Origin of the sequence: Acetobacter persici (assembly GCF_018256955.1) — a bacterium.
Classification (GTDB): domain Bacteria; phylum Pseudomonadota; class Alphaproteobacteria; order Acetobacterales; family Acetobacteraceae; genus Acetobacter; species Acetobacter persici.
Window position 1 is genome coordinate 113,283 of record NZ_JAERKU010000005.1, and the last position, 22,119, is coordinate 135,401.

Consider the following 22,119-nt stretch of genomic DNA (forward strand, 5'->3'; position numbering starts at 1 on the left):
TCAGGCTTTTAGCCGCTGAACAAGCCCGACCAGCAGGAAGCCCGCACCACCCAGAAGGGCGATCCAGAAGGAGGTCGGGCAGTCTGTATACCATGACAGGCTCAGTCCGCCCCATGCTTCCGCCAGAGCCAGCCCGGCTGCCGCCGCAAGCCCGGCCAGCGGAGACAGGCCAAGCCGCAGCACGGTGGCCGCCGGGGCAACCATAAGCGTAAAAACCAGCAACACGCCGGTAATCTGCGCACATTCCGCCGTAGCCAGAGCCACGAGCGCCAGAAACAAGACATCCAGAGCCTGAAGGCGCACGCCTTTAGCTTCCGCCATTTCCGGTTGCAGGGTGGCAAACAGCAGCGGGCGGGCCATAAGCCCCAGCCCCAGAAGACACCCGGCGGACAGCAGCGCCAGCCAGCCCAGCATTCCGGGGCTGATGCCCAGAATATCGCCAAACAGCAGCGCCGTGGCCGCACTCGCCGAGCGTGTCAGCAGGTGCAGGAACAAGGCCCCCACACCCATTGCAACAGACAGAACAAGGCCGATCATCACATCCCGCCCGGCCACGCGCTCCCCGGCCAGCCCCATCAGAACGCCGGCTGTCAGCGCCCCCCCGGCCAGACCGGTAAAGGGTGACAGTCCAAGCATGAGCGCGCCGGTCGCCCCGGCAAACCCCACATGGGACAGCGCATGGCTGGCAAACGTCTGCCCGCGCAGCACCAGAAACCAGCCGACCGGGCCACAGACCAGCGCAACCAGAAAGGCCGCCAGAAAGGCCGTCCGCATGAAGTCATAATCAAGCATGCGCGCCGCACCCTCCGCAGTCATGCTCCTGCAAGGCGGACCCGCCGCCTTCCGCCACCACAAACACGCGGCCTCCGGCCCGTACCACATCCACCGGCGCACCATACAGGGCTGTCAGAGCTTTGGTGGTAATGACCTCATCCACCGTGCCGAGCAGCGCACGGCCACGGGCCAGATACAGCACATGGTCCATCATGCAGAGCAGCGGATTGATATCATGCGCGGACATCAGCACCGTCATTTTACGCGTGCGCGCAAGGGTGTGAATTCGCTCTACCGTCTCCCGCATGCGGGCGGGGTCCAGACTGGCAAGCGGTTCGTCCAGCAACAGGACAGAAGGATCATCCAGCAACGTCTGGGCCAGCAGAAGGCGCTGACGCTCCCCGCCGGACAGCGCGGAAACCGGCCTTTGCGCCAGATCCTGCGCATCCACGGCGGCAAGGGCGGCATCCACCGCCGCCCGCCCGGCACGACTGTACCACGGCAGACCCCAGCGTTGCCCGTGCAGGGCAGATGCCACCATGCTCCAGCCGGTAAACTGCCCGCCAACCAGCTTGCGCATCTGCGGCATATACCCCACAGCGCGGTTGCCGCGCCGCACGGGCTGACCGTTGACGGACAGAGCGCCCTGCACCGCGGGCTCCAGCCCCAGCAGAGCGTGAAACAGGGTGGTTTTCCCCGCCCCGTTGGCCCCCAGAACGCCGACAAAACTCCCCTGCGGGATTGCCAGACTGATCTGGCTCAGCACGACACGGCCACCCCGGGCCAGCGTCACATCCTTCAGGCAAATGCTTTCCGGAGCACGCCCCCCGTGCGGAAACCCGCAGGAGACGTTGAGACGCACAGACTGGGCGGGGGCCCCGTCCGGTGCGCTCTCCGCTGCTGTGTTCGGCATAATGGGGCGATCTGCCCTCATGGCGAAGGCTGGCCGAGCACCTGCGCAACCTGCGTCAGAGTGCTGTGCATCCAGTCCTGCCAGTGGGTGTCGGGTGGCATGATCTCGCGCACCGGCAGCACCGGCACCCCGGCACTGTGCGCCTGTGCGATCAGCCGCTGCACGGAAGGGCGGTCCGCCTGTGCGTTATAGGCCACAAACCGCACGGCATGCTGGCGGATATCGGCATCAAACTGCGCCACGGCGGAGGCTGGCGGTTCTACATCATTCATGACGGCCACCTGAAAGGCCTGCTCCTTCATCACCAGACCGAGGCTGTCTGCCAGCGGCGTGAAAACCGGCTCCGTGGCTGCCACGGGCTGGCCCTGCACCTGCGCGCGCAGGGTGGCAACATGCTGCACGACCCCCCCGATAGCGGCCAGAACCGTTTTACCCCGTGCTTCATACGCGCTGGCATGCTGCGGGTCTGCCGCCTGACACGCGGCGATAAACCGGCTCACAAAAGCCGCGACGGCAGGCAGGTTATACGCCAGATGCGCGTTATCGCCCTCATGCCAGCCGGTCCAGCCGTCCGCTTTGATCATAGGCACCGGAGGCCCGCGCCGGGCCTGCGCCAGACGGTCCAGCCAGGCATCATACCCCGCGCCATTGGCCACAAGCAGCGTAGCCTGCGCGACCAGCCGGGCATCCGCCGGGGTGGGTTCATACAGATGCGGGTCAAGGGTCGGGGTGTTCAGAATGGACGTGACGTGCATATCCGGCTCCGCCACCTGTGCGGCCAGATCCCCCCACGTATTTTCCGCAGCGACAACAACAGGCGTTTCCGCCGCCGTAGCAGCGCCATGCCACACACCGGCAAGCAGCAGGCAGGAGAGAACAGAGGCAGGAAAACGCATCAGGCTGATCCTTGTCGATCGGCTGGGCCATCAGGAACGGGAGCATCACACTTTAGACCGGGGAAAACGACCGCAAGGGCGCCCCGGAAGAATGTGATATTATAACATGACGCGTTTGACCAGAACCTGAAGAGCTGGTCTGTTTTGCGTTCACTCTCCGGCACGCGTAAGATAGCGCTTCTCCTCAGGCCGGACTGGGGATACACCGTGATTTCTGCCGCGCAGACTGTATGGACCGCATGACCCCGACAGCGTTTTCCCCCGCCACAACAGCCCAGCTTGACCGCGCCGATGCCCTCTGCACCCGGCAGGGCGCGCGCATGACGCAGCAGCGCCGGGAAATTCTTGGCCTGATTCTGGACGCACAGACGCCGGTGGGCGCGTATGACCTTCTGGAAAAAATCAAAACACCGGACCGCCGCCCTGCCCCGCCAACGGTCTATCGCGCGCTGGATTTTCTGCTGGACCACGGGCTGATCCACCGGATCGAGCGGCTGTCCGCCTTTGTGCCCTGCACGCACCTGCTGCATGACCCGCACACGCACAACCCCGACCACTGCCATGACCATGATCACGAGACCTGCCTGCATACGGCGCAGTTTCTGATCTGCAAGTCCTGCAAGGGTGTGACAGAAATTGCGGACTCCAGCGTGCTGAACACGCTGCGCGGTATCTGCCGGGAGCAGAATTTTGTCATGCAGGGGGCCTCTATTGAAGTGGTGGGCCTGTGTGCGGAATGCGCCGCCAAAGCGCGCCCTACCCGCAAGACCGCACAGAAACAGGCCTCGCCCTCTTCTCCATGAGCAGAAAGCCGGGCCGCCCACCTGCGCAGTCTGACCTGCTGGGTGCGCCACCCGGACATGAGACTGTGGCGGCAGACCGCAAGACGAAGGCCCGCCGCACCGCACGGGCTGCGCAGCCCCGTTCCGAGGGCGTAAAAAAAACCGGAACCCCCTTTGCAGGCCGACCTGTTTACCAGCCCGCTACCGCCACGCCCGCGCCCACCCCGCACACGGTTTGACACGGAAGAACTGCGTCTTTCCGTGGTCCCGGCCTCAGGTTTTTCCGCGCAGTCGGCCCCGGATAGCTGGCTGTATCTGGTAACGGACACAGAGGATGCCAGCCACCTTCTGGCTAACGGGCTGCCCCTGCGTAAAATCTACCCGCCTTTGCTGACGGAACGCGGCGGCGTAGCCCACTGGCTGATGAAAATGACGGAAGACCCGCCGGGACTTTTCGCCACAACGCCAGTGGTGCTACGTCTGCGCCGCGCCATGGTGGCCGGGTGGCTGGAACCAGACCCGGACCACAGCGCCGAATTTTCCGCTCCGTGTTATTTGCTGAGCGGAAGCAGACAGGAACAGGACTGAGCAGAGTATCATGACAGCACACACGCAAAGTGACACGCTTCTGGCTGAGGTGACACGCGGGGGCCGGGTAGAATCCCGCCATTACGGCGCGGCGGTTGTCATGGATGCCTCGGGAAAAACCGTGTTTGCCACGGGCGATGTGGAGACCCCCATCTATCCCCGTTCAACAGTCAAAGCGCTGCTGGCCCTGCCGTTGCTGACGGAAGGGGCTGCGGACAAATACGCCCTGCCGCCGGAGGCTCTGGCTCTGGCCTGTGCCTCGCATCAGGGTGAGCCTGCGCATGTTGCCGTGGCTGCCGAGATGCTGGCCCGTACCGGCTGGGATTACGGCGTGCTGGAATGTGGCACACACTGGCCGCTGGATGCCCGCGCCACCCGCGCGCTGGCCGCCGCGGGGCAGGAAGCCTGTGCGCTGCATAACTGCTGCTCTGGTAAACATGCGGGCTTTATCTGCCTTGCCTGCGCCACCGGGCAGGAGCCGGCCCATTACAGTCGCCCCGAACACCCCATTATGCAGACCATGGCCCGCATGCTGACGGATGTGACCGGCGTGCCCCACACCGACGCCAACCGGGGCACGGATGGCTGCGCTATTCCCACATGGGCCATTCCGCTTTCCGCCCTTGCTCTGGGCTTTGCCCGTTTTGCTACAGGCACCGGGCTGAGTGCGGACCGCGCTGCTGCCGCCGCCCGTCTGCGGGATGCCATGACCGCTGCGCCCTTCATGATTGCGGGCACGGACCAGTTTGATACACTCGTCATGCAGGATCTGGCCCCGCGCGTGCTGACCAAAATGGGCGCGGAAGGCGTGATGATTGCCGCCCTGCCGGAAAAAGGTCTGGGTATTGCCATCAAATGTCGGGATGGCGGGGTGCGGGCGGCAGAAGTGGCCGCAGCAGCCCTGATTGCCCGCTTTGGGGGAGAAGACGCTCCCGTTCTGAACCACTTTATGCGGCGTCCGCTGAAAAACTGGAACGGGACTGTGGTGGGGGAACTCCGTGCAGCGCGTGAGCTGGCCGCAGACAGGCTGCCAGAGGGTCTTTAAAACCGGCGCTGGCTCCCTCTCCAGTTGAGACTCTCGCTCAGATAGGCTGAGAGAAAAAGCGCCCTGAGCGCACGCAAACATGCCGGGCACAGGAAGACCTCTTGCTGTGCCCGATAGTCTGCATACCGGACACAATCGGCCGACCACGCGGCCAGCCAGAACACGGGAAAATTCAGTTTTCGGAAATCCTCACAGCGGAGGCAGGATAATCGTTAAGTTCGTGGACTCTCGTGATAACGAAAACAGAACAAAACGAAAACACACAACAGAAAACTCTGTGTCATTTTAAACAAAAATCAGAAGATTTTCTGGGGGATGAGTGTGCTTTAAAAGCCATCTGTCCGCTGGTATGCAGCGTATGGCGGTAAAATATGACGGGTCTGGCCCCGTATACAGGGGCCAGACCAGAAAAACTTATTTCTTGCTGCGCGGGGTTTTGGAAGCCTTACGGCCCCGCGTTGCAGCCGGTTTGGCTGTCGCTTCAGCCGCTTCGGCAGCCAGACGGTCATAACGCTTCTGGCGGCGGGTATCCTGCACAATACGCAGTTTTTCAACAGCGGAGAGGCGCACCTTCTTTTCTGCCGGAGCCGCTTTAGCGCGCGGTGTGCGGGTTTTGGGCGCAGCCGGAGCTTTGGTTGCCGCAGCAGTTTTTGCAACGGTCTGCTTCGGGGCAGCAGCCTTACGGGTAGCCTTGACCGGCTTTGCGGCCTCAACAACCGCAGCAGCAGCCGGACGACGGCCACGACGAGCGGGAGCCGGAGCGTCCACAGCGGCTTCCGCAACTTTGCGGCGGGGAGCGCGGGTTGCCGGTTTGGCGTCCGCAACAGCAGCGGCTGCCGTCTTGCGCGGGGCACGGGTTGCGGGCTTGGCAGCAGCTTTTGTGGCGGTTGCTTTTTTCTTCGGCGCGGCTTCAGCTTTTGCAGCCTTGGGCGCACGGGCCGGCTTAACAGCTTCCGTCACCTTTGCAGCGGCGACTTTGCGCGGCTTGCGGGCGGGGGCCTTCGGCGCAATTTCTTCTTCAACGGCCGCAATTTTTGCGGGGGTCTTACGCGTGCGGCGCGGGGCAGCGGGGGCTGCGGCGGCGGCAGATACGGTGGTCTTAGCCGTGGCGCGGCGTTTTTTGGTTTCGCTCATTCAAAACTCCACTTTCACACCCGCCTGAAAAACTTCAAGATCTACAAACGGGATTATAGAATTGCGTCTTTTATCTCTTTCAGGAAAGGCTCCTGAAAGGCGCCCCGATGACCTGAAACTCACGTCATTCATAACAAAAGCCACAGAAAATGCAAAAAATACTTTAGAACCGAAAAGAATAAACCACGTTTTACAGATCAGCCCCAGGCCCCGCACAGCCCTGCTCCGGCCATGCCATAACGCTTCTGGAAGGCGGGAGTGGTGGTCTGGTGAACTCTCCGGTATTATCAGCGCATATCCCCAATCCTGACAGGAACAGGTCTCATGAAGATTAACGGCACGCCGTATCGCAGCGTCTGGGTAAATGAAAAAGACGGCTGGTCCATCCATATTTTTGACCAGACGCGCCTCCCCTTCTCCCTTGATATCCTGCGTCTGACCACGCAGCAGGAGGTTGCCCATGCCATCAGCACCATGCAGGTGCGCGGCGCCCCGCTGATTGGCGCTGTGGCTGCTTACGGGCTGGCGCTGGCCCTGCGGCAGGATGCCAGCGATGCCGCCATGGAAGACAATGCTGCCATGCTGGCCGCAACACGCCCCACAGCCGTAAATCTGCGCTGGGCGATTGACCGTATGCTGAACCACCTGCGCCCCGTTGCCCCGCAGGAGCGCGTTGCTGCTGCCTACGCGGAAGCAGGCCGCATCTGTGATGAAGATGCCGCCCAGAACGAAGCCATTGGCCGCCACGGACTGGCACTGATCCGTGAACTTGCAAAAAACCGCCCCGCAGGCGCGCAGATTAACCTGCTGACACATTGCAACGCTGGCTGGATTGCCACGGTGGACTGGGGCACGGCACTTGCCCCCATCTACATGGCGCATGATGAAGGGCTGAATGTGCATGTGTGGGTTGATGAAACCCGCCCACGGAATCAGGGGGCTGCCCTGACAGCATGGGAGCTGGGCAGCCATGGCGTGCCGCATACCGTGATTGCGGATAATGCGGGGGGCCACCTGATGCAGCATGGTCAGGTTGATCTGGTGATTGTGGGGACAGACCGCGTGACCCGCACCGGGGATGTTGCAAACAAGATCGGCACCTATCTGAAGGCGCTAGCTGCACAGGACAATAACGTGCCGTTCTGGGTGGCCCTGCCCTCCACCACCATTGACTGGACTGTGGCCAATGGCGTGACGGAAATCCCTATTGAGGAACGCGCAGCGTCCGAGATTACCCATGTGGCGGGCCGGGGGGAAAACGGAGTGCAGACCCGTGTGCAGATTACGCCCGATGGCAGCCCGGCGGCCAACCCGGCCTTTGATGTCACGCCTGCGCGGCTTGTGACCGGGCTGATTACGGAACGTGGCTGCTGCCCGGCAACGGAGGCGGGCCTGCGCACGCTCTTCCCTGAACAATAATAGCCGGTAATGGCTTTTCAGGAGGGCAGGCGCACTCTGGCTCCATCCTGCCCTTCTGGCTTACACAGCACACCTTATCCGCAGCACCGGCTTTGGCAGGCCGGGGCTGCATTTTTTTGTGCATACCCCTATGCGCGGCCCTTTTCTTGACGCTCTCCGGCCCGCGCCTGATAAACGCTATACGACGCAATACAGTCCGCGCCATGATGCCATTCTGAAAGGGCAAGAGCATGTCTGAGACGATAGAAACCCCGACAACCCACTTTCTGGCGGCCCATGGCATTGCCTACACCATGCATGATTACGACTACGTCTCGGACCCCGGAAAGATTGGCCTGCATGCCGCAGCCGGGATCGGGATTGATAATGAAAAAGTCTTCAAGACCCTGATGGTCGAGATTGATAAAAAGCAGGTGGTGTGTGCGGTTATTCCCGTGCATCAGAAAATGAACCTGAAAAAGGTTGCCGCCCTGTTTGGCGGTAAAAACGCCCGTATGCTGGGGGCGGAGAAAGCCGAGGCGCTGACGGGCTTTCAGGTGGGCGGGATCAGCCCCTTTGGCTCACGCACACAGGTGCCGGTGGTGTTTGAACAGAGCGTCCTGAAGCTGGACCTTATGTATATTAACGGCGGTGGCCGTGGCCTTGTTGTCGGGCTGGCCCCGGCGGATGCTCTCCGGTGCGTCAACGGCCAGACGGCAGACCTGACAGTAGACCTAACAGCAGACCCTGTGGCCTGAACCCCGGAGACAGGTGAGGCGTGACGCCACACACGCGGCAAAAAGGAGACAGGGATGCGGTGAAAACAGCGTCTCCCTCTTTTCCGCCGCCGCGGGGCAGCTTATGCAGAACAGGTGAGCTCTTGACGGCAAGGGCTCCTGACACTCCGGGCATGCCGGAGGGATTTGTCTGGATGGAGACGAGATTGTCACGCAAGCTCTCTGTTGCCCTGCTGGCCCCGTTATGTCTGGCAGCCTGCGCCGCTCAGCCCGCACAGGTGCCGGGGGCCAGCCCCACGCCTGCCACCACCGCAGGTGCTGGCACCGGAGGCTACGGGTACGGCTATTCCGGCCATGTGCCGGATTTTGCAACCCGGAATTATGAACCCTTTAACCGGCAGGATGTTGTGGCCATTGCCATGCGCGAGTGGCGTCTGTTTGGCAGCCCTGTAAATGATGATGACCCGGAGCTGCGGCCAGAACCCCAGATTGCCTCCGTCAAACCCGAACGCGCACCCGGCCTGTGGCAACGGGTGGGGGAATACTGGTGGATCGGGATGGACCCGGACGTGACGGAATCCACCTTTACCGGCAAACACGATGCCAGCGGCCGCCTGACCAATTTTGTGCATGATGGCGACTATGCATGGTCCGCTGCCTTTATTTCCTACGTGATGCGTGTGGCGGGAGCCAATAACCGCTTCCCGTATTCTCCCAACCATTCCACTTATATTAATGCCGCGGCCTCCGGGCAGTCTTCCGTCCTGCGGGCGCAGGACCCGGCAACCTATGTGCCCAAGCAGGGAGACCTGATTTGCGTGGGCCGTGGCCGCGCCAAGACATCCGTGCATTTTTCCAGCCTGCCGACGTCCTATGGCTTCCCGGCCCATTGCGGGTATGTGGTGGCCACCAACCAGAACGGGCAGCCTTTTGGCCGCCAGCTCAGCATTATCGGCGGCAATATTGATGATGCCGTAGCGCTGACGCATGTGCCGACGGACGCTACCGGCCACATCTCCGCCCCCAGCGGCGAGAGCTATGACTCGCGTTACCCCTGGTGCGCCATTCTGGAAGTGCTGTTTGATGCGGAAGAAGAGCCGGACGCCGGGCGTTAAACAGCCCGTACTTGTTATCCGGCTCTGAATACGACAGACTTCCACCGATCTGATGCGCGCAGATGCGAGCCTGTTGAACGAAGCGAGAAAGTGCAACCAGATGACTGAGAGCGCAAACCCCTCTGCCCGCCCCGGCTGGCACACTCTTTCCCATGATATGCCGGGGGCAGTGGGCGGCACGCCGCTTATCCGCCTGCGCAAGGCATCTGAAGCCACCGGCTGCGAGATATACGGCAAAGCGGAGTTCATGAACCCCGGTGGCTCCGTAAAAGACCGTGCAGCGCTTGCCATTATTGAAGACGCGGAACGCCGGGGCGTGCTGAAACCCGGCGGCACGCTGGTGGAAGGCACGGCAGGCAATACCGGCATCGGGCTGACACTGGTGGCCAATGCACGCGGCTATAAGTGCATTATCGTAATGCCGGAGACGCAGAGTCAGGAAAAAATCGGCTTTTTACGCATGATTGGCGCGGACCTGCGGCTGGTGCCTGCCAAACCATACCGGGATGAAGGCAATTACGTGCATGTCTCCCGCCGTCTGGCGGAAGAAGGCGGGTATGTATGGGCCAACCAGTTTGACAACCTTGCCAACCGGGAAGGCCACCGCAGCACCACCGCGCCGGAAATCTGGCAGCAGATGGGTGGTCAGGTGGATGCCTTTACCTGCGCCTGCGGCACCGGCGGCACGCTGGCTGGAACGGCCATGGGCCTGCATGACGCCGCCAGCAAGGCGGGTGTTAAAGCCCCCCGCATTGTGCTGGCTGACCCGGAAGGCTCCGGCCTGTATGGCTGGGTGAAGGATAATGATCTGTCCGTCTCCGGCTCCTCCATTACCGAGGGCATTGGCCAGTCCCGCGTGACGGGCAACCTTGAAGGCGCGCCGATTGATGATGCCGAGCGGATTCCGGACCCGGAAGCGCTGGACATTATCTACAGCCTGCTGATTGATGAAGGTCTGTCTGTTGGTGGCTCTTCCGGCATTAACGTCGCTTCCGCCATCCGCACAGCCCGCAAACTCGGACCGGGGCACCGCATCGTGACGATCCTGTGTGATGGCGGCGCGCGGTATGAGTCCAAACTGTTTAACCCCACCTTCCTGCGGGGCAAAAACCTGCCGGTTGCCCCCTGGCTGGATCAGTAACCGGAAAACAAGAGGTCGTCGCCATGCCGGTCCGCTCTCCCCTGCTTCCTTCACGCAGCCTCCACCGGTGGGGTGCGCTGGCCGGAATGGCCATTCTTCTCAGCGGATGCGGGAGTGCCCTTGTGGCGCCGGGCGCTGAGAGCATTGTCGGCACATCCAGCGTCCATGCTCCGGCGGCAACAGGCACGCCGCCAGCCACTCCGGCGCTGGAGACGGGCTCCACCATTGCAGCCCCCTCTGCCAGCCAGAATGCGCTACAGGGGCATACGCTCTGCGCATCCTTGCAGAGCCATGCGATGCTGAACATTACGCTGCTCTTTGGGCAGACGCGCCCGCATGGAAAGGCAATTTCTGCCTCTGAGTGGCGGGATTTTGTGAAAAACACCCTCACGCCTGCCTTCCCCGCAGGGCTTTCCGTGCTGTCCGCCCAGGGCCAGTGGCAGAACCCGGCAACCGGCCAGACAACGCAGGAACCCGCCCGGCTGGTGATGATCCTGACCGAACCGACACAGGACGTTGCCACCCGGCTGCAAACCATCCGCAGCCGCTATAAGGAACAGTTCCAGCAACAGTCTGTAGGCGTCGTGGTGGCTCCGGCCTGCGTGGGGTTCTGAGCGCTTTCTAAGGCTGATCGCCCGCTCAGACAGCAGAACAGACCAGATTTTTCAGCCTGAAAAGATGACCCCGGGCGGCAGTCTTTGCGTTACTCAGCGTCTGACCCGTTATGAAACGGGTGGGAGGATTACTCCCACTCGATGATGCCCACCAACCTTAGAAGATTGATTTATATATGAAAAATTTTCTTGGCTCTGAAAACTTCCGTCGCTGAGACCGTCAAACGGGTATGGCTCTTGATTTCAAAAAGGAATTTCGGCGATTTGCAAATTCCTCGCTTTCACAGACTATCGGCGTCAATCGGTCAACTCCTTCCAATCCGCCATCAGCCATCGGCCTACGACGTGACCAAAAACTACCGTCAGGCTTTAACGGTGGTTGTCTGAAGAGACCCAGTCAACGGCTAACGCCCGATCACCTCTGAGCTGAAAAAACTCGCCGCCCGTCATTCGATTTCCAGACCGCCATTTGCTCAGTCGGCATCATCGATATCGACCAGCTCGGCGAGCCGCTCGAAAGTTGCGATTAAGGCCTCTATTAGGTGATCATAGAGATCCGTCAGGCTCGCGCTGGCGTCGATCTCCAACCGATCCACCACGGTTTGAAACACGTCACGCTGCCTCTCGGCCGAGGTCAGATGCGAATAGGCGACACGCAGGTCGTACAGCACGTAGAGTGGACTCAACAGGCTGTTGATGTTCTCCTTGGGTAGCAAGCGCTCCAAAATGCCTTGAAGGCGCTTAAGGCTGCCGAGGTTCCTGGGGTCGCCGCCCAACGACTTGAGTACGTCCCCTAGCGCGGCATTGTCAAAAGACTCGATGTAGATCTTGTTGAGGGTGTCGGCGAGGTGGCGCCGCTCCTTCTCGGTATCGACGACGGGTCCATTGAACGCCAGAGCCAAATTCATGACCTCATTGTCTAGATGCGCGATCTTCTTGGCGAAGCGCTTGACGTTCACTTCGATGAAGGCCGACCTGGCCTTGAACAGCCGATTCTCCCGAGAGATCTCTGTGAAAACACATTCGATTTGGCCTTCGTAAAACTCGCTTCCGATTGAATGGTCGGAGGGGACGTTCTCCGAGCGGAGATAATACTGCTCGGATTCCGGCATCTTCGCGATGTCGCCCAGCCACATCACCACTAGGCCGTTCCTGTTGATGCCGAACGAGATATATTCCCCACCAGTGTAGATCGTTCCGTAGGTCGTAGACGCGAATTGCACCCGATACGACGGCGAATTGTCGTACTTGAGCAGGACCTCCCGCTTGAAGAATACGGGCGTCAGAAACCCAACGTCGAATGGCCGATGGAGGCCGGGGATGTAAAAATAGTCGTCAGGGTCATACAGGAACGGCACCTTGGCAAATTTGAACTCGTTTTTGCGCTTCTTTCGCACGCAGGCGAACACGGGCGAACCGGCTTCGACCGCGCGTTTGTGGCAATCGATCAGCGCCAAACGGGATAAATCCGGTAGGTGGTCCTTACTGCAAGCTGAGCACCTAAGGACCGGCAGCCCATCGATTTGAATGCGAACGCCGGAGATTTCCTCGTCGTATCGGGAAAACTCCAGGTCGAGTAGCTTGCCGCAGTCGTCGCAGTAATTTCTCTGAACGAAACCCGCCTCCGGGATGAGGTCTTTGATGTGCATCGCTTATCAGCTCGTCATGGGGTTAGAGACGAACAAATTCCGCATCCTACATGGCTCAGCTTTCATGGCAGCCCCTCGCAGACCAAGGGCTTGGTCGCTAATCAACGTTTGGCTTAGACGCTTCCCGCCGAACAAGATAGTAAGTCATAGAAGGTCCCGACGCGCCTGGTATTTCGACCATCGCATTTTTTTGTGCAACAAGATTCAACTCGGCGAGTGCGGGACTAACGGCGTCATAGACGCTTTGTGTACATCCGAGATCATCGCGGTCGAAAACTTTCTCGATCTTGAACGCCTGACTCACTGCTAGACTCAAAGGGTCAATCTGTTCTTTGTAAGAAACCTCTCCAAGATGGACAAGCCGACGCGCTTTAAGGTCGAAATCCGACAACCGTTCGTCTAAGGAATCATCCTCAATATCGATCCCGCGGCTCTCGAGATTCTCAGGATACTCGTCTCGAAGGCCCTCCAGATTGCGAGTCAGTTGTTGCGACCATTTAAAGACATCGCGAAACGCCGAAAAAATCAGAAGGGCGGCATCACCGATCGTCTTGCTAAACGCAACATAGTTCTCTGGAGAAATTTCACCGATCGACTGGATAACTGCGGTTTGGAACCATTCCACACGTACATCACCTTCGGCATTGCCATATTTGGCGTTGAAGGCCGTGTTCCCGCGCAAATCAGCAAGCACGATGTAATAAAGACCGGGTCGGAAGAGGGTTGAGGCTTCCATTTGACGGACGCGCTTAATCGCATCGACCGCTGGCACGCGAGCATAAATTGGAATGTTACTGAGAGCACCTTTGGGAAGATTGAGATATCGCTCCAACCCTTCGACATCATCGTAGAGGTCAAAATTGCTCGTCATCGCCATCCCCAGCTCCGTACAAAACTACCGTCAGACCCAGCGTTTCAATCTGACGGTAGTTTTCTCGACCGCTCTTTCCCGCTCAAAAACTACCGTCAGAAACACCGTCAAAATTTGTTGCTGCCCCAGACGCGTTTTGGCAATCCAGGAGACATCCCTATGAAATCAACAGCTTAGAAAAGGAGGGCGGCTCGATTGACAATGCACCGTGGATAGTAGCCGAACTATCCCATAACCCTCTATTTTTCCTACGCTATTTCCCTCCAGAGCCCTCCACAGTATCCCATACCCCTCACTCCCACTCAATCGTGCCCGGCGGTTTGGAAGTGATGTCATACGTCACGCGGTTGATGCCGCGGACTTCATTGACGATACGGCCTGCCACGCGGTTGAGGAAGCCCATGTCAAACGGATAGACATCCGCCGTCATGCCATCGGTGCTGGTCACGGCGCGCAGGGCGCAGGCCTGATCATACGTGCGGCCATCACCCATCACGCCCACGGTGCGGACCGGGAGCAGGACGGCAAAAGCCTGCCAGATGGCATCATACAGGCCAGCGGCACGGATTTCTTCCAGATAAACGCTGTCTACCTTGCGCAGCAGGTCCAGCTTTTCCCGCGTGATGTTGCCGGGAATACGGATAGCCAGCCCCGGTCCGGGGAAGGGGTGACGCCCGACGATAACTTCCGGAATATCCAGCTCACGACCCAGATCGCGCACTTCATCCTTGAACAGTTCACGCAGCGGCTCGACGAGCTGCATGTTCATGCGTTCCGGCAGACCGCCGACATTGTGGTGAGATTTGATGGTGACAGACGGGCCGCCGGTAAAGCTCACGCTCTCAATCACGTCCGGATACAGCGTGCCCTGTGCGAGGAACTGCGCGCCACCCAGCTTGGTGGCTTCTTCCTCAAACACTTCCACAAACAGGCGGCCGATGGTTTTGCGTTTGATTTCCGGGTCCGTCACGCCGTCCAGCTCACGCAGGAACAGCTCGGACGCATCCCGGTGCACAAGGCGGATGTTGAAGCGGCCACGGAAGGTTTCAATCACCTCCTCAGCCTCACCCGCGCGCATCATGCCGTGATCAACGAAGATGCAGGTGAGCTGATCCCCAATTGCTTCATGGATCAGCACGGCCGCCACGGAGGAATCGACCCCGCCGGACAGACCGCAGATCACCTTGCCGGTGCCGACCTGTTCCCGGATGCGGGCAATTTCCATGTCCCGGAAGCCCGCCATGGTCCATGTACCGGAGCAGCCCGCCACATTATGCGTAAAGTTCCGCAGCAACGCGGCCCCGTGCGGCGTATGCACCACTTCCGGATGGAACTGCACGCCATACAGGCGGCGGCCCTCATCCGCGATAACGGCAAACGGTGCGCCTTCACTCACGGCCACAATCCGGAAGCCGGGGGGCAGTTCCGTCACGCGGTCCCCGTGGCTCATCCAAACCTGCTCACGGTTGCCACGGGCCCATGCGCCGCGGAACAGTGCGCAATCTTCCACAATATCAACAAAGGCGCGGCCAAACTCGCGATGGTCGGAGCTTTCAACCCGGCCACCAAGCTGGAGGCACATGGCCTGCTGGCCGTAGCAGATGCCCAGAACCGGCACAGCCAGCTCAAACACCACTTCCGGCACGCGGGGAGAATCCGGGTTTGTCACGCTGGCAGGGCCGCCAGAGAGAATAATGCCGCGCGGCGCGAAGGCGCGGATGCGCTCTTCCGTGGCGGTAAACGGCCAGATTTCACAATAGACACCGCTTTCCCGCACGCGGCGGGCAATAAGCTGTGTCACCTGACTGCCAAAATCCAGGATCAGAATACGGTCCTGATGAAGGGACTCGTCCAGTTTGGTGGAGGAAGCGGGGATGGTGGCATCGGCAGGCATGAGCTACTGTCTTTCTGGTCAGCGCCTGAGCGGCTTTCTAAACGACGGACAGCGACCACCGGGCAGAGCGCGGGAAGAGTGCGCCGGAGCGGGGGCGGCTGTATGCTAAAGAGCGCATATAAAACGGTGCAGCGCGGACGTCACCCTATAATAAGACTCTCCGCAGGATCATTTCATAAAGACAGGCTGCCGGAGCGCCCTCTGAACGGGGCAGGCAGCCCCGGATTTCTCTCTGACAGGAGCGTGTTCATGAATCCTTTCTCTCTTCTGCCCGGCAAGCGCGTGCGCCACTTTGTCCGTCAGTCTGTGAACCCGTCAGGGTTCCGGTCTGCGCGCACCCTGCCGCTGGCAGGTCTTGCCGTGCTGGCCCTGCTGTGCGGTGCGGCTGGCCCGGCTGCGGATGACCCGTATGGGGAATGGATCGGCACGCTGGTGGCCGAGAAAGGGCATAACTGCCCGGTCCATACCGTCTCACTCATGCAGATCCAGCCCAAACACATCACCTTCACGCCCGAAATGGGAGCACTGGTGCTGCGCGGCGTGCCGGACAAGAAGACGCAGCATTATCATGCGCAGCTCATTTTACAGGATTCCCACCACCAGCAGCTTCCTATGGTGTTTGAAGCGCATCCGGTGGGCGATACGTTTGAAGGCGTTTACGGCACGCCGGAATGCCGGGCGCATGTCACGCTGAAGCGCCCCGAAGGCCGGGCGTGGAAGAACTTTATGGGGAATGATTAAAAAAAAATCGCCCGGTGTGAATTTTGGGGGTTGCCACCCCCCGCGCCCTCGGCTAAACACCGCGTCAAGGCGCACCCGTAGCTCAACTGGATAGAGCACCAGACTACGAATCTGGGGGTTAGGAGTTCGAGTCTCTTCGGGTGCACCACTTTCCTTTTTAAATTGTGATGCTGCTAAGATCCAGATTTTGTTCTGGAAATAAAGCGCGGTCTCTGGCCTTTCTGTCTTGTGCCGGATGCAGACGATCGGGAAATCTTCTTCTTAAAGTCTGTGAGCCTGCATCCTGTTTTGCGACTTAAGGCTTCTCTCGCTCCAGACTTCCGATCGCGGCATCCCTCGCAAAGAGCAGCCTTCCTCTACTCTTCCCAAAATTTCTGAAAACTCAGCGGCTCTCCGGGGCCTGCTCCTGCCCGGTCGTCAGGCAAAGAGCCAGATGCTGTGCGAGTATTCTGCGTAACGCCTCCTGACCACCCTGCTGATACTGCTCATACTGCACACGCCAGTGCTGGCCCATTTCCGGTGGCAAATGGCTTGCCCGCAAAGCGTCCATGCCATTCAGCAGCTTTCGTTCAACCTGCGGCATGGAACGGTACGGAAAGTGCAACATACAAAACCCCACATCCATCATCAGCCGGGTATGGCCCTCCACCAGAGCAGGCTGCTCGACAAAATGGTTGCCCTGCCCTGTTGTCAGACCAAAACCGGTCCGGACCGCCACCTTTGTCACCTCCTCCCGCATTGCGGGCCAGACGACACACTCTGTTTCCGCCAGAGAGGCCCCAAAAGACGTAAGCCTATAAGGCGGTGCGCTGGTGACCAGTGCTGCCTGCGCCCAGTGGAACATCAGCAGCCGCGCCTCCGGGTCCGTCACCATGCGCGTAAAATCTTCCGCAGCATTCTGGCCCCGATGGCAGCAGGTGATAAATTCATCGGCATCAACAAAGAATATCCAGTCTGGCGGATTGGCGTCGTGCCGCAGGTAGGTTTCTGCAAACTGGTGCAGGGCCTGCATTTTTGCCGCCTGATAATAGGCCTTCTGATAATCCTGCGCGTAAAAAATATCCGCCTGAGGAGCATCTTTTCGGAAATGCGCGATGACCTGATCCGTGCCATCCGTGCTGTTATTATCGAGAATAAAAAACCGCCGGAACCCCAACCGGTAATGGTGCCGTAAATTCAGCCCCAGACAATCAGACTCATCTTTCACCAGCATCAGTAAAGCAGCATGCCGGAGCGCTGGAATGGTGACGTCAGAACGCACCTGCCAGTCCGGCCCCTGCCGCAATGTATCAAACGCGGTATGGGCACGCTGGTTCAGACTGTTAAGGACTGTGACCAGTCCCGCATAAGTGTTCATCAGATTTTCCATATCCGCGTTTTATACTCTGTGTTTGAGTGTAACCGGTTTATAGTCATGGCGTCACCGTCTTACAGCGTTTTGACAGGAGCAATAAGAATGAAAAAACTTCCCTTTATGATGCTGGCTTTTTGCCTTGCAACACCCGCCTTTGCCCAGAGCACGCAGACCTCAGCCGATCTGGCAAAAACTGCGCACTATCGCCATGCTTATCAGAGCATGACAACACTGCCGGACTGGGTAACGCGCGCTGCCGCCACCTCGTCTCCTGCGGAAACGCTTAAGCAGAACGGCAAGACGTATCTGGTCGGGCATTTGTGCAAACCGCATGATTGCGCAGACAATCAGCTGGATGTTGTATTTTCTGACAAGGACAAAGCGACATGGGGGTTACTCTCCCGCCGCTACGGCAAAACACTCTACCAGATGCCGCTGGGCGAGCCCGACGCAGACACTCTGGCTGCCCTGACGGCCTCCTATAACAAAAACAACCCGGATGATCAGATAAAGTAAGATTTCCCAATACCGTATCCGGGGGGATGAAAAGACATTTCAACACCCCCGGATACCGGGAAATTCTGAAAACTATTTTTTAAGAAAATAAGCTTTCTAAAATCTTTTCTGCTCAGCTATTTCGTACCGGGAAGCACGGCATGGACCGGGCATGCAGAATCTGACAGACACCGGATGCCTGCGCACCGCCACTGGCAATAAGTTGTGCGCGATACATGGCCTTTCCAGACACCGAGACCGGCTGCACTGTGGGAGTTGCCTGCATGGAACGTGACGCCAGAACACGGTTAACACGTTCCGCCGCGTGGCGTGCTTCCGCATAGGACGCAAATGCGCCGACCTGCACCGTTCCCCCTTTTCCGTTACGCGACGGCGTCTGCAAAGGGCGCGTTACGACTGCGGAAGACAGCACCGGTAGGTGGCTGGCTCCGGCGGCGGGCGAATAGGAGGCGGGCAGCCTCAACATATGGTCCGAAGCGGATGCTGTCGTCGTATAAACTGCATTTTGCACGCGCGCAGGCGGCAGACTGCTGCTCTGCGTGAAGGACGGCGACGCGTTGCGTCCCCTCATGGCAGGCTGGATGTCAGACGATAACGCTGCCGTCTGGACAGGAGCCGGCGGCGCAGGCTCCGCCGGCTGGGGCGTTTCCGCCTGCGCGACCGCAACGGGGGCCGGGTCAGGGGCTGAGGGCACAGGGTCAGGGTGCGGGGTATCCCGGTCCATCAGGCACGGGGCTGAGGGATCATACGCGGCGTCCGGGTCTCTCAGGCAGCCATCAGCCGTACGGGAGAGGTCAGCTTTAGCATAATAGGCATCGGAAGACGCGACCTGCGTTATACTCTGCACCGGAACCGGCGCCCATTTACCCCGCACGGCCACGCCGCCGCCCAGATGCGGTGTGATGGCCGCGACATAGTTCACCGTTTCATCCGGCAGATGGCGACCATTATTCAGGTAATCATCCACCCGGTCCGGCCCGGCATTATAGGCTGCCAGAAAGCCCGGCGCGCCGTAGCGGTCATACATCAGGCGGATATAGGCCGCCCCGGCCTGAATATTATCTTTCGGGTTATAGGGGTCCTCCCCCAGACCGTACTGGCTCTGCATATCCGCGTAGGTGGCGGGCATAAGCTGCATCAGCCCCATGGCTCCGGCTCCGGAGGTTGTCAGCCCGCCATTGAGATATTGTTTGCCGCCGGATTCCTGCTGCATGACGGCTCTGATCCACGTTTCCGGGATCGCGAAACGCCGGGCCGCCTGACGGATATAAGGCCCCCACGGGTCTTCCGCCGGACCGGGGGCCCGATAGGCCGGATGCGCGGTCTGGACGGTGCCCATGTCATAAATAGCGTCCGGGTCATAGGCGGCATTCGGGTCATACACAGCGTGGTAAGAGCGGGCCTGCGCAGGCAGAAGCCCACCGGCCCCGAGCCCGAAGGCTGTAGCCAGCATCCACACTACACGTCTGGATGGTCGATTCCGCACACTCTGCCTCATACCTTACGCGCCCGGACCATGGAGCCTCTGTCCGCGCCTGTGGATTGCCTGCTCCGCCGGAAAACCGTCTGCACCCAGTAAAACATCAGGAACAGTGATAAGGTTACTATTATGTCATTTTAATGAAAACGGCTCTTCTCAGCCTTCCGTCACATCTTCCGGCGGCTGAGCAGCCGCCTACACTCAAACGTGAGTCCGCATCTGGCAGCCTTGCGCGTTACGCATAGGACCATCCCACTCTGGGAATTAATCCTGTCTAAAGAGACGATCATGTTTATTCAGCCTCTCGTGCCCGCAGGTCACTCTCTGGTTCTTTCCTTTATCCTTGCTGCCGCCCCCATTCTCACGACACTGGTTCTGATGGGTGTGCTGCGCAGGCCGGCGTGGCAGGCCACGCTGGGGGGACTGACTGTCGGGGTGATTATGGCTCTTACTGTCTGGGGGCTGCCAGCGTCACTGGCCGTCGCCAGTATCAGCAACGGGGTCATTTTTTCTTTCCTGCCGGTTATGTGGATTGCGCTTACGGCGCTGTTCCTTTTCAACATTGCCAAGGAAAGCGGGAGGTTTGATGCCTTCCGGCAATGGATCATCACGCATCTGCCCAATGACCGCCGCATTATGCTTGTGGTGCTGGGCTTCTGCTTCAGCGCAGCGCTGGAAGGAGTGGCCGGGTTTGGAACGCCTGTCGCCATTACCAGCGCCCTGCTGATCATGCTCGGCTTTCCCGCGCTGGAAGCCCTGACCTATGTGCTGATTTTCAATTCCGCTCCGGTGGCCTTCGGCGGACTGGGGATCCCTATTACCGTGCTTGCCTCCATCACCGGCCTGCCCGCTGATACACTGGGCGCGACCATTGGCCACCAGATTGCGCCGTTTGCGTTCTTCATCCCGTTTTATGTGATGGTGCTGTATGCGGGCTGGTCCACCCTGCGGCAGATCTGGCCGGTGCTGGTGGTTGCCAGCGGCAGCTTTGCCCTGACACTGGTGGTCACATCAAGCTGGGTGACATACAGCCTGACCAACGTGCTCTCCTCCTGCGTTTCTCTTCTGGCGACCATTGTATTCCTGAAACTCTGGCAGCCCACGCCTGACCCGGCGCATGCGATTGACGCCGCCATTCTGCAACAGGCTCCGCGCAAAGAGGGCGACTGGAACGGTCCGCACTGGCAGGGCTGGATTCCGTGGATCACGGTTGTTCTGGTTGTTGTAGTGTGGGATGCGCTGCACATTGCCAAAATTGGCGCTATGCCCATCAAATGGCCGGGGCTGGACCATCAGGTCTTTATCTCCCTGTATCAGAAACCCTATGCGGCGGTCTGGAACTTTGAGCCGCTGGGCACTGGCACAGCCATCCTGCTCTCTGCATTGCTGACAGCCCTGTTCACCCGCCTTGCCCCGCGTAAAATCTGGGCAGCGCTGGTCACGACCGCACGGCAGGGCTGGCTGGCCGTCGTCACAGTGGCGCTGACGATTGGTCTGGCGTTTCTGATGAACTATTCCGGCATGACCTACACACTGGGCTACGCCGTGGCGTCTACCGGGGTCCTGTTCCCGTTTGTGTCCGTATTCCTTGGCTGGATTGCCGTATTCCTGACAGGCAGCGACACCTCCGGCAACGCCCTGTTCGGCAACCTTCAGGTGGCGGCGGCGCATCAGCTTTCTCTGGACCCTGTGGTGTTTGCCTCCGCCAACTCTTCCGGCGGTGTAATGGGGAAAATGATCTCCCCGCAGAACATCACCACCGGGGTGGCCGTGACCTCCCTCAAAGGGCAGGAAGGCGTTGTGCTGGCCCGCACATTTAAACACAGCCTGTTCCTGACCATCTGCCTTGGCATCATGGTGGCGGTGCAGCAGTTTGTGATGCGGTAATCTGCTTCTTCATCGTCCGGGGTCTCACCGCCTGATACCCCGGAAAGGCTATAAAAAAGCCAGTGGGAAGACATCTCTTTCCTCTGGCTTTTTTGCTGACCATCACACAGATCATCAAACACTGTGAGAGGTCGAGAAAGGACTACCTGCCACAGGGGCGTCTCTCTGTCGGGTGCAGGCCGTATCCTGACTGAACCTGACGATAACTTTCCTGTGCAGTAAATACTCTTTAGCAAACGCCTCGATAGCTCCAGCCACCACACAGCAGCTTCCTATCCTGCACAGTCGCAGTGCAAAGCTAGTGGTGAAGGAGTTGGCAGAGCGTGCTGCTTCACTCCTTCATTCCGGCCGCGTGGGGCGTGAATAACTGATTGTCTTGCTCTTGGCAGGACGATCGGCACGATCATTTTTACGCAAAAGAATTACGCAAAAAGAGAAAGACACTCTCCTGACAAACACCTGTAAGCAGGGTGCGCTCAGGGTCTTTTCGTTTGACGCAGGACGCAAAGGGGATGTTTGCACAGAGCAGCCTCGCGACAGGCAGGGTGTGCATTAAAAAACATCCTGAATGGTCCATAAAAAAACCAGAG

General features: G+C 59.5%; 20 protein-coding genes and 1 tRNA gene. 12 read left to right on the forward strand and 9 right to left on the reverse strand.

All coding sequences use genetic code 11. The features are described 5' to 3' along the window. The 3 genes from JK199_RS08010 to JK199_RS08020 are packed head-to-tail and all read right to left on the reverse strand — an operon-like array spanning position 1 to position 2,583. A complete protein-coding gene (locus JK199_RS08010; RefSeq protein WP_212359748.1) occupies positions 1 to 792 on the reverse strand; it encodes a metal ABC transporter permease in 792 nt (263 codons plus the stop codon). Then, positions 785 to 1,687 (reverse strand): metal ABC transporter ATP-binding protein, encoded by a 903-nt coding sequence (locus JK199_RS08015; RefSeq protein ID WP_212375053.1) that lies wholly within the window; start codon positions 1,685 to 1,687, stop codon positions 785 to 787. The genes JK199_RS08010 and JK199_RS08015 overlap by 8 nt, the downstream gene beginning before the upstream one ends. A 17-nt stretch (positions 1,688 to 1,704) precedes the next feature. After that, positions 1,705 to 2,583: a metal ABC transporter solute-binding protein, Zn/Mn family gene (locus JK199_RS08020; RefSeq protein ID WP_212375055.1), complete on the reverse strand. Its 879-nt coding sequence runs from the start codon at positions 2,581 to 2,583 to the stop codon at positions 1,705 to 1,707. Positions 2,584 to 2,822: 239 nt separating this feature from the next. Here JK199_RS08020 and JK199_RS08025 point away from each other — a divergent pair, with 239 nt between their 5' ends. The 3 genes from JK199_RS08025 (at position 2,823) to JK199_RS08035 (ending at position 4,998) form a co-directional block, all read left to right on the forward strand. After that, positions 2,823 to 3,386, forward strand: a complete 564-nt coding sequence (locus tag JK199_RS08025; protein WP_212375058.1) for a Fur family transcriptional regulator — start codon at positions 2,823 to 2,825, stop codon at positions 3,384 to 3,386. Positions 3,387 to 3,539: 153 nt separating this feature from the next. Then, positions 3,540 to 3,953, forward strand: a complete 414-nt coding sequence (locus JK199_RS08030) for a hypothetical protein (protein ID WP_212375060.1) — start codon at positions 3,540 to 3,542, stop codon at positions 3,951 to 3,953. A 10-nt stretch (positions 3,954 to 3,963) separates the two neighbouring features. Continuing rightward, positions 3,964 to 4,998, forward strand: coding sequence for an asparaginase (locus tag JK199_RS08035; RefSeq protein ID WP_212375062.1), 1,035 nt, complete (start codon positions 3,964 to 3,966; stop codon positions 4,996 to 4,998). 414 nt (positions 4,999 to 5,412) lie between these two features. On the opposite strand, the gene JK199_RS08040 is transcribed toward JK199_RS08035, so the two are convergent. Next, the gene (locus tag JK199_RS08040; protein ID WP_212375064.1) at positions 5,413 to 6,132 is read right to left on the reverse strand and encodes a histone; all 720 of its coding nucleotides are present in this window, start codon (positions 6,130 to 6,132) and stop codon (positions 5,413 to 5,415) included. Positions 6,133 to 6,456: 324 nt separating this feature from the next. On the opposite strand from JK199_RS08040, the gene mtnA reads away from it, so the two are divergent. From mtnA to JK199_RS08065, 5 genes are all read left to right on the forward strand, one after another. Beyond that, a complete protein-coding gene (mtnA, locus tag JK199_RS08045) occupies positions 6,457 to 7,551 on the forward strand; it encodes an S-methyl-5-thioribose-1-phosphate isomerase (RefSeq protein WP_212375066.1) in 1,095 nt (364 codons plus the stop codon). A 230-nt stretch (positions 7,552 to 7,781) separates the two neighbouring features. Further along, positions 7,782 to 8,288: a Cys-tRNA(Pro) deacylase gene (ybaK, locus tag JK199_RS08050; RefSeq protein WP_212375068.1), complete on the forward strand. Its 507-nt coding sequence runs from the start codon at positions 7,782 to 7,784 to the stop codon at positions 8,286 to 8,288. A 173-nt stretch (positions 8,289 to 8,461) separates the two neighbouring features. Next, on the forward strand, positions 8,462 to 9,382 hold the full coding sequence (locus JK199_RS08055; protein WP_025825650.1) for a DUF2272 domain-containing protein: 921 nt from the start codon (positions 8,462 to 8,464) through the stop codon (positions 9,380 to 9,382). Between the two features lie 100 nt (positions 9,383 to 9,482). Beyond that, positions 9,483 to 10,523 (forward strand): cysteine synthase A, encoded by a 1,041-nt coding sequence (locus tag JK199_RS08060; RefSeq protein WP_025825653.1) that lies wholly within the window; start codon positions 9,483 to 9,485, stop codon positions 10,521 to 10,523. Positions 10,524 to 10,546: 23 nt separating this feature from the next. Next, on the forward strand, positions 10,547 to 11,137 hold the full coding sequence (locus JK199_RS08065) for a DUF3574 domain-containing protein (RefSeq protein WP_086654638.1): 591 nt from the start codon (positions 10,547 to 10,549) through the stop codon (positions 11,135 to 11,137). A 473-nt stretch (positions 11,138 to 11,610) separates the two neighbouring features. On the opposite strand, the gene JK199_RS08070 is transcribed toward JK199_RS08065, so the two are convergent. From JK199_RS08070 to guaA, 3 genes are all read right to left on the reverse strand, one after another. After that, positions 11,611 to 12,594, reverse strand: a complete 984-nt coding sequence (locus tag JK199_RS08070) for a hypothetical protein (protein ID WP_208864078.1) — start codon at positions 12,592 to 12,594, stop codon at positions 11,611 to 11,613. 289 nt (positions 12,595 to 12,883) lie between these two features. Then, positions 12,884 to 13,663, reverse strand: coding sequence for a hypothetical protein (locus tag JK199_RS08075; protein WP_077931008.1), 780 nt, complete (start codon positions 13,661 to 13,663; stop codon positions 12,884 to 12,886). A 286-nt stretch (positions 13,664 to 13,949) separates the two neighbouring features. Next, a complete protein-coding gene (gene guaA / locus JK199_RS08080; protein WP_077931007.1) occupies positions 13,950 to 15,551 on the reverse strand; it encodes a glutamine-hydrolyzing GMP synthase in 1,602 nt (533 codons plus the stop codon). Positions 15,552 to 15,800: 249 nt separating this feature from the next. Between guaA and JK199_RS08085 the strand changes: the two genes are divergently transcribed. Both JK199_RS08085 and JK199_RS08090 read left to right on the forward strand, forming a co-directional pair. Then, the gene (locus tag JK199_RS08085; RefSeq protein ID WP_244984996.1) at positions 15,801 to 16,292 is read left to right on the forward strand and encodes a hypothetical protein; all 492 of its coding nucleotides are present in this window, start codon (positions 15,801 to 15,803) and stop codon (positions 16,290 to 16,292) included. Between the two features lie 71 nt (positions 16,293 to 16,363). Further along, positions 16,364 to 16,440: transfer RNA gene (locus tag JK199_RS08090), tRNA-Arg, on the forward strand. 234 nt (positions 16,441 to 16,674) lie between these two features. On the opposite strand, the gene JK199_RS08095 is transcribed toward JK199_RS08090, so the two are convergent. Then, on the reverse strand, positions 16,675 to 17,649 hold the full coding sequence (locus JK199_RS08095; RefSeq protein ID WP_212375070.1) for a glycosyltransferase family 2 protein: 975 nt from the start codon (positions 17,647 to 17,649) through the stop codon (positions 16,675 to 16,677). A gap of 99 nt (positions 17,650 to 17,748) precedes the next feature. Here JK199_RS08095 and JK199_RS08100 point away from each other — a divergent pair, with 99 nt between their 5' ends. Next, positions 17,749 to 18,162 (forward strand): Ivy family c-type lysozyme inhibitor, encoded by a 414-nt coding sequence (locus JK199_RS08100; RefSeq protein WP_212375072.1) that lies wholly within the window; start codon positions 17,749 to 17,751, stop codon positions 18,160 to 18,162. Between the two features lie 112 nt (positions 18,163 to 18,274). On the opposite strand, the gene JK199_RS08105 is transcribed toward JK199_RS08100, so the two are convergent. Beyond that, on the reverse strand, positions 18,275 to 19,615 hold the full coding sequence (locus JK199_RS08105; RefSeq protein ID WP_212375074.1) for a lytic transglycosylase domain-containing protein: 1,341 nt from the start codon (positions 19,613 to 19,615) through the stop codon (positions 18,275 to 18,277). Positions 19,616 to 19,930: 315 nt separating this feature from the next. Here JK199_RS08105 and JK199_RS08110 point away from each other — a divergent pair, with 315 nt between their 5' ends. Next, the gene (locus tag JK199_RS08110; RefSeq protein ID WP_077931003.1) at positions 19,931 to 21,529 is read left to right on the forward strand and encodes an L-lactate permease; all 1,599 of its coding nucleotides are present in this window, start codon (positions 19,931 to 19,933) and stop codon (positions 21,527 to 21,529) included. The last annotated feature ends 590 nt before the right edge of the window (positions 21,530 to 22,119 follow it).

Bases quoted from the DNA above. Each gene is read 5' to 3' on its own strand.
- JK199_RS08110 (WP_077931003.1), top strand. From the start codon at position 19,931: ATGTTTATTCAGCCTCTCGTGCCCGCAGGTCACTCTCTGGTTCTTTCC.
- JK199_RS08040 (WP_212375064.1), bottom strand. From the start codon at position 6,132: ATGAGCGAAACCAAAAAACGCCGCGCCACGGCTAAGACCACCGTATCT.
- guaA (WP_077931007.1), bottom strand. From the start codon at position 15,551: ATGCCTGCCGATGCCACCATCCCCGCTTCCTCCACCAAACTGGACGAG.
- JK199_RS08065 (WP_086654638.1), top strand. From the start codon at position 10,547: ATGCCGGTCCGCTCTCCCCTGCTTCCTTCACGCAGCCTCCACCGGTGG.
- JK199_RS08060 (WP_025825653.1), top strand. From the start codon at position 9,483: ATGACTGAGAGCGCAAACCCCTCTGCCCGCCCCGGCTGGCACACTCTT.
- JK199_RS08085 (WP_244984996.1), top strand. From the start codon at position 15,801: ATGAATCCTTTCTCTCTTCTGCCCGGCAAGCGCGTGCGCCACTTTGTC.
- JK199_RS08095 (WP_212375070.1), bottom strand. From the start codon at position 17,649: ATGAACACTTATGCGGGACTGGTCACAGTCCTTAACAGTCTGAACCAG.
- JK199_RS08105 (WP_212375074.1), bottom strand. From the start codon at position 19,615: ATGCTGGCTACAGCCTTCGGGCTCGGGGCCGGTGGGCTTCTGCCTGCG.
- ybaK (WP_212375068.1), top strand. From the start codon at position 7,782: ATGTCTGAGACGATAGAAACCCCGACAACCCACTTTCTGGCGGCCCAT.
- JK199_RS08015 (WP_212375053.1), bottom strand. From the start codon at position 1,687: ATGCCGAACACAGCAGCGGAGAGCGCACCGGACGGGGCCCCCGCCCAG.
- JK199_RS08075 (WP_077931008.1), bottom strand. From the start codon at position 13,663: ATGGCGATGACGAGCAATTTTGACCTCTACGATGATGTCGAAGGGTTG.
- JK199_RS08025 (WP_212375058.1), top strand. From the start codon at position 2,823: ATGACCCCGACAGCGTTTTCCCCCGCCACAACAGCCCAGCTTGACCGC.
- JK199_RS08055 (WP_025825650.1), top strand. From the start codon at position 8,462: ATGGAGACGAGATTGTCACGCAAGCTCTCTGTTGCCCTGCTGGCCCCG.
- JK199_RS08010 (WP_212359748.1), bottom strand. From the start codon at position 792: ATGCTTGATTATGACTTCATGCGGACGGCCTTTCTGGCGGCCTTTCTG.
- JK199_RS08035 (WP_212375062.1), top strand. From the start codon at position 3,964: ATGACAGCACACACGCAAAGTGACACGCTTCTGGCTGAGGTGACACGC.
- mtnA (WP_212375066.1), top strand. From the start codon at position 6,457: ATGAAGATTAACGGCACGCCGTATCGCAGCGTCTGGGTAAATGAAAAA.
- JK199_RS08020 (WP_212375055.1), bottom strand. From the start codon at position 2,583: ATGCGTTTTCCTGCCTCTGTTCTCTCCTGCCTGCTGCTTGCCGGTGTG.
- JK199_RS08100 (WP_212375072.1), top strand. From the start codon at position 17,749: ATGAAAAAACTTCCCTTTATGATGCTGGCTTTTTGCCTTGCAACACCC.